General features: G+C 38.4%; 6 protein-coding genes. All 6 read right to left on the reverse strand.

The genetic code is table 11. The features are described from left to right. Positions 1-421: hypothetical protein (locus LBH98_10045; GenBank protein ID MDR0305087.1), on the reverse strand; the 421-nt coding region annotated here is incomplete at its 3' end. A gap of 19 nt (positions 422-440) precedes the next feature. Then, positions 441-1604, reverse strand: coding sequence for a phosphoribosylaminoimidazolecarboxamide formyltransferase (locus LBH98_10050; GenBank protein MDR0305088.1), 1164 nt, complete (start codon positions 1602-1604; stop codon positions 441-443). Beyond that, positions 1604-1897: an integration host factor subunit beta gene (locus tag LBH98_10055; protein ID MDR0305089.1), complete on the reverse strand. Its 294-nt coding sequence runs from the start codon at positions 1895-1897 to the stop codon at positions 1604-1606. The genes LBH98_10050 and LBH98_10055 overlap by 1 nt, the downstream gene beginning before the upstream one ends. Positions 1898-1913: 16 nt before the next feature. Continuing rightward, positions 1914-3077 (reverse strand): tetratricopeptide repeat protein, encoded by a 1164-nt coding sequence (locus LBH98_10060; protein MDR0305090.1) that lies wholly within the window; start codon positions 3075-3077, stop codon positions 1914-1916. A 106-nt stretch (positions 3078-3183) separates the two neighbouring features. Beyond that, a complete protein-coding gene (locus tag LBH98_10065) occupies positions 3184-3918 on the reverse strand; it encodes an SIMPL domain-containing protein (protein ID MDR0305091.1) in 735 nt (244 codons plus the stop codon). Between the two features lie 278 nt (positions 3919-4196). Further along, positions 4197-4459, reverse strand: a 263-nt coding sequence (locus LBH98_10070) for a hypothetical protein (protein MDR0305092.1), incomplete at its 5' end; no start/stop codon positions are given.

A 4459-nucleotide genomic window follows, 5' to 3' on the forward strand; every position in this document is an offset into this window, starting at 1 on the left:
TTTCATGGCTTATTACTTGCGCGACGTCAACGGCGGTTTTTACATTATCGGCATTTATCCCCGCTCTTTTTATAAAGTTTGTTCCAAGTTCTTTTAATCCTTGTTGGTAAAGCGATTGCCCCAAAATAAGATCGGTTTTCGCCTTGAATTGTTCCGAAACAGATATTTTTTCCCACAAATCGGCTAAAAGACCGCGATATTTTTCCCATTCCGACAGACTTGCGCTGAAAATAAATTCAATCGCCATATCTGCGCCCATATACAATATTAAGACATGCGCCAATTCTTCAATAGATTCTGCGGTTCCGACGAATTTCTTTTCCGTCAATAACTGCGCTACGGAACGGCGTTCTTTTATCGCCGTCGCAATTTCCTTTTCCAATTCTTTGGAAATAAACTCATTTTTAATAACAAACGCCATAAACAACTCCTTGTTTTAATCAGTGATGAAACAATCTTATTCCTGAAAACGCCATAGTAATTCCATATTCGTCACAAGCTTCCACAACGTCGTTGTCGCGGACAGACCCGCCCGGCTGTGAAATAAATTCTACGCCGCTTCTAACCGCTCTGTCGATATTATCGCGAAACGGAAAAAATGCGTCTGAAGCGAGAGTTACTCCTTTTTGACGCGACAGCCACGTTATTTTTTCTTCTTTTGTGAGTATTTCCGCTTTTTTGTCAAAACGGTCGTTAAGCGCCGCGATTTCTTTTTCACTTAAATCTTCTTCCAAAAAACAATCTATCGCGTTATTTTTGTCGGCTCTTGAAATACCGTTTTTGAACGATAAATTAAGTACTTTAGGGTGATGTCTCAAAAACCATCTATCCGCTTTGTTTCCGGCAAGACGAGTACAATGCACTCTGCTTTGCTGTCCGGCTCCTACTCCTATTATTTGCCCGTCATAAGCGAAAGCGACAGAGTTTGACTGCGTATATTTGAGCGTAATCAATGCGATTATCAAATCACGTTTCGCTTCTTGTGTAAAATTCTTATTTTTTGTAACTATATTATCGAAAAACGAGTCGTCTATTTTTATATCGTTTCTTTTTTGAGAGAGAGTGATTCCAAAAATCTGTTTCGTCTCAATTTCGTATGGAAGGTAATTTTCATCAATTTTGACAACGGCGTAGTTTCCGTTTCGCTTTTCACGAAGAATTTCCAGCGCTCTCTGAGAATATCCCGGTGCGATAACGCCGTCTGAAACCTCCCTTTTGAGTAACAGCGCGGTTTGTTCGTCGCAAATATCCGAAAGAGCCGCCCAATCTCCGAAACTTGACATTCTGTCGGCAGACCTCGCTCTGGCATAAGCGACAGCCAACGGCGAAAGTTTAGAATCATCGACAAACGCCGCCTTTTTTTGTTCGTCGTTCAATTCGTTATACACGGCGACGCCAGCAGGACTTACATGCTTAAAACTTGCGGCCGCCGGTTTCTTCAGCGCACATTTCAGTTCTTTAACAAGTTGCCAAGAATTCAGCGCGTCGCAAAAATTTATATATCCCGGAGCGCCCGACAATATTTCAAACGGAAGATTTTTTTCGTTTGTCATGTATATTTGCGCAGGTTTTTGATGCGGATTGCATCCGTATCGAAGTTCCATTATTTCCCCTGTTTTTCGTTCAATTTTTTTACAATTTTATCGGAAATTTTAAACGCCGGATTAAATCTTCGGTCAATATTTATCTTTTGTCCGGTTTTCGGATTTTTTGCGGCTCTTGATTTTCTTTCTTTAACAAAAAAACGTCCAAACCCTCTCAACTCAATTCTTTTTCCTTTTATAAGTTCGGCTTTCATCATGTCAAGAAACGAAGCGATTACCAATTTCGCATCAAGTAAATTAAGTCCGGTTTTTTCTGAGACCATTCTTGCCAAGTCCTCTCTTCCGACGCTCATAATATTTAATCTCCCATTATTTTGATTTTAATAAACGCCGTTTATACAACGCAATATCGTTCAACGGGTCTATTTCGCACAATTTATCATATACTTTCAACGCGTTTGTGTAATCATTTTTCTTTTCGTACGCCGTCGCAAGCAAATAAAGCAGACGCGGATTGTCCGAAGAATAGTTTTCTGCGCTTAAAAGATAATATATCGCCGAATCCAAATGATTGCTTTCCAAAGAAATTATTCCTAATTTGAAATAACTTTGCCATCTGCTCGGCTCCAATTCTACCGCTTTTTTGAAATATTTTTTTGCATTTTCGTTATCGTTTAAATTAGTGAAATACAAATCTCCCAAATTATACGCCAAATTAAAATCAAAAGAATCGCGTACAATCGCTATTTTGTAGTGAGCAAGCGCCTGCCTGTATCTGTCGGTTTCGTGTAAAAGCATAGCGTATCTTCCGTGCGCTCTTGAAGACAGCGAATCTATCGAAAGTAACTTCAATAATAATTTTTCGGCGTTTTTGTAATCCTTTTTATTCATACTCCACCTTGCCGCCTGATATAACGCTTCAGCCGAACTGGAATCGGTTTTGAGCGCTTTTTCAAAAAATATCCGCGCCGATTTTTCGTCTTTAGCCGCAATAAACCTCTCCCCTATTTTCGCCATCTGCATAGGCGAAAGAGTCGTGTCTTTAGCCATCAACAGAAATTCTTCGTCGGAAACGACCGAAATAAGAAGCGTTTTAACGGAATCCGGCATATATTCGATTCCTTTCAGTTCCTGCAATATCGAATAAGCGTCTTGGTATTCCTGTCGCAATATTTTAATTTTTGCGGAAAAATAAAGCGCAAAACTATCGGAAGAATCGCTTGCTATTATTTTATCGACGATGCTTTCGGCGTATTTTATGTTATTGTCGTTAAAAGAATTAGTTAACAGAAGGTAAAGCGCTTGTTTTTCTATTCCGTCATATTTTATAATTCTCGGTTTCGACGTTATTTTTTGAAAGAATTCGATTTGCGGTTCGTCGATATCCAAAACAATATACGCGATTTTCGTAGAAATGAAGAATAAGTTTATCGAAACCGACAGCAAAATAATTACGGCGATAATACGTTTTTCGCGGTCGTGCAAAAGCGCGTTTCTAAGCGCCGGAATTAAGGATATAAACGAATCAAGCAATTTATCCTCCTTCGGTACAGAATAAAATAATGATTTTCTTTGCAAGTTGTCAATATGTTTTAATCTCTAAAGGTTAAATTCCCCGCCGCTCGCTCTGTAGAAAAACTTATTTCGACAAATATTCAAGTCGAATAGTTATAAACGCCGTTTTGTTCTTTGAAGTTACGTCGTATGCGCCGCCATAGCTGTAATCCGACGAAGAATTTTCCGGAGTAATCTGAAAAACCCCCAAATTCGCCGAACGCAATCTTGAAATTTTTGCGCCGGATTCTTTTGCGATCGTTTCCGCGCGCAATTTCGTGTTTTCGGTGGATTTTGCTATCAAGTCCAATTTCAATTCGTCTAATTTCGTGTAATAATATTCAGGAGACATGGAATAAAATTCGACGCCCAAATCGATAAGACCGGTGATGTCGCGTGATATTTTCTCAATTTTATCGACTTCGCCTGAAGAAATCTCAATTCTTTGCGTAAGAATATATCCTGTAAACGTCGTTTTTCTAAGCGTTCCGTTTGAATGGTGTTCGTATTCGTAATCTTTTTCGACATTTACCGAAGAAAATATTATATGGTTTTCGTTTACACCGTTATCCGTCAAATACTTTTTAACCGCCGCCATATCGATTTTTAATTTTTCGTACGCCTCTTTTGCGGTAATCGCTTTTTTTGAAAAATATCCGCGCCAGACAATCAAATCGGAAACAAAAGATTTCGTCGCAGAGCCGGTAACCGATATACAGTTGTTTTTTGCCGTTTTAGATTCCACAAATCTTATCGAAGATATGCAAACGCAAATAATAACGGATACGCAGACTATGATAACGTTAACGGTTTTCATCATACTTCCTCCATGTAATATCTATCGTCTTTTTTAGATTTTTGCAAAGCCTCTTTTGCGTTGTTCATGTAACGCACGGCTTCTTCATATTCTTTATTTAAAAAGATATTTCGCTCATGAATTGTCATTTTTAATCTCCCGAGTTCATATGTAATATACCGTATTTTTACGGGAATGTCAATAAATATTAAATAAAAACATATTTTAATCGATACTCGACAAAAAAAGTCGGGCACAATAATGCCCGACTCAAATTTATTCGATATTACGACATAAATTTCTTAATCTTCATCGTCATATAAACCTTCTACAATAAACCGGGTAATTTTAATATTGACGGTTTTATCGTAATTCTCTGCGGCGCTGATTGTAAACCCTTCAATTTTAGAAATATCAAGTTCGTAGGTTCCGTCAACTCCATCAACATCGTCAGCCCAATCCGGCTGTGTGAAATCTTTTTTGTTACCGGTTCCCCAACTTGACACTTCAAGATTTCTTTCAACGTTCGTTCCACTTTTCAACTTAGCCGAATAACTAATACCTT

Source organism: Chitinispirillales bacterium, from assembly GCA_031254455.1.
GTDB lineage: Bacteria > Fibrobacterota > Chitinivibrionia > Chitinivibrionales > Chitinivibrionaceae > WRFX01.